This window comes from Variovorax sp. P1_H12_2, assembly GCF_056405335.1.
The window spans coordinates 1-2,087 of record NZ_JBFUCI010000661.1 but is presented as its reverse complement, the minus strand read 5'-3'; the positions used below and the strand labels follow the sequence as shown (position 1 = coordinate 2,087).

Genomic DNA, 2,087 nt, shown 5'->3' with positions numbered 1-2,087 from the left:
CCCATGATGAGGGAATTGGGGAGGCTGATTTCCTCGCCCAGGCCGGTCCGGATCCTGGTCGTGAAGGTGCTCAGTTCAGTCACGGTGCCTTCCTGTTCCTGGATGCGAACATAGTCACCGATTCGAATCGTGCGCGAATACATCAAGATCAGGCCGCTCGCACCCTGCCCGACGAGGCTCGAGCCGCCGAGGGTCAGCATCAGGCCCACCAGCACGGTAATCCCCTTGAAAGCCTCGCTTTGGGATCCCGGCAGGTAGGGGTAGGCCATCGCGATCGCGAACAACCAGACCGACACGCTGAAGATTCGCCGCGACGGGGCGGCCGAATCGCGATCGAGCCAGCCGATGGCGCCCGCGCCACGCTCGACGCGGTCGAAGACCGGCCGGACCGCGCCGATCACACCGCGCGCAAGCAGCAAGATGACCGCCGCGATCGCCAGATCGGGCAGCGCCCCCAGCACGCCGTTGCCGATATGCCGGAAGACGCCGACCAGGAAATCGCCCAGTTCTTCTCCCCAAGGACGGGTGTAGGCAAACCGGGTCAGCACGAAGACCAGCCATTCGTAGACCAGGATGACGGCGGCCGACCAGGCAACAACGTTCACCAGGCTTCGCGCAATGGCGCGCATGCGCGAGCTGTGGACCAGCGGCGCGCCCGCGACCTGCATGCCAGCGGCCTTGGATTCGAACAGATCGGCGGTGCGCACGAATGTCGCGCGCCGAACGCGCCAGCCGATCCAGATGGCCAGCACCGCGAACAGCGTCGCCAGTGCGCTTTCGGCTGCGCCGCGCAGCAGCATGCGGCGATCCCGCGACTCTCTGGTTGCATCGATTGCACGTCGCAGCGACTGCTGCGTCGATTCCGTGATCGTCTCCAGCGTCTGCGCGCCGGTGGTGTCGACGTCCCCAGGCGTGAGAATCAGCGCGAACTCGCCATCGATCGATACGATGTTGCCCTGGGGCACCTTTTCGACGCTGACCACGCCGGCACCTCCCTTGTTGAGCATCTCTGCGATGGCGCGTTCGAAACGCCTGGCGCGGTCCGCCGGCGTCACGCCAAGGAACGAATCGCGCAGCACGGCCACCTTGCGATTCAGTACCGTCACCTCGGCTGCGTCCGGCGAGGCGGCCACAGGCGACGCGATGGGGAGGCCGGCTTGTGCGGCGGCCATCAGCATGACCAGAACGAGGGCCTGCAATGATCGCCATCCCAAGGAAAAGCTCATGGAGCTGCGCATCGCGATGCGCTTCATCGTTCAGTCGTTCCTCAGTAGGGCGCCGGCACGACGGTGTAGTACACGCCATTGGCGCCGTAGTACGGCCGGAACCAGGTGCTGCCGACCTGGTAGTAGTTGATGCCGGCCTGATTCACGATCACCGCGTCGGGCGGCATCGTCGCGTAGTTCACGCCCATCGAATACACCGGCCGCGCCGCATTGGCGATCGCGGCGCCGGCCGCCAGGCCGACGACCGCACCCGCTGCGACCGCGCCGGCGCAGTTGTAGCAGCCCGCGTGGTAGTACGGTACCGCCATCGGAGCGTGGTAGGGCGCATAGCCCGCGTAGCCGTAGGCCGGCGGGCGGTAGGTGCTGAAGCCTCCGGCGGTCGTGTGCACGGCGCCGTAGCCCGGTACACCGGCAGAGTGCCCGCCGTACATGTTGGTGTGGCTGACCGCGCCGTCCCAGCTTCGCGAGGTGGAGCCGCCCCAGCGATTGTCGTGCGTGGCGCCGCCGAAGCCGCCGAAGGAATGTCCGCCGAAGCGGTTGGCGCTGGCCCAGGCGGCCGCCGTGTCGTGGAAGCTCGCCGCCATGAGCGCCGCCAGCACGAGAGGAAGGACCTTGGTGTTTGTCATGGTGCGTTCTCCCTGCTCTTGGTCTTGGCGGTCTTGGGCGGCTTCGGAGCCGCGAAGGCGATCTTCTTCGCGTTCGCCGCGTTCAGCGCAGCGAAAGCCTCCGCCGCGATCACGGGGTCGAGCTTCCAGTTCGACAGCTCGACCTGGTGGCGCAGCTGCAACGGGTCGCCGCGGAACACCGCGCGCATCTTGCGCGGCAGCTTGTCGTCGGCGCCGATCCAGATCTGCATGAACA

3 protein-coding genes are annotated in these 2,087 nt (G+C 66.7%); all 3 read right to left on the bottom strand.

Annotated features, from left to right (window positions below; genetic code table 11):
- Positions 1-1,253, bottom strand: a 1,253-nt coding sequence (locus AC1D2K_RS33880) for a mechanosensitive ion channel domain-containing protein (protein WP_478094717.1), incomplete at its 3' end; no start/stop codon positions are given.
- 14 nt (positions 1,254-1,267) lie between these two features.
- Positions 1,268-1,852: a hypothetical protein gene (locus AC1D2K_RS33875; RefSeq protein WP_478094716.1), complete on the bottom strand. Its 585-nt coding sequence runs from the start codon at positions 1,850-1,852 to the stop codon at positions 1,268-1,270.
- Positions 1,849-2,087, bottom strand: a 239-nt coding sequence (locus AC1D2K_RS33870) for a DUF2092 domain-containing protein (protein WP_478094714.1), incomplete at its 5' end; no start/stop codon positions are given. The genes AC1D2K_RS33870 and AC1D2K_RS33875, both read right to left, overlap by 4 nt.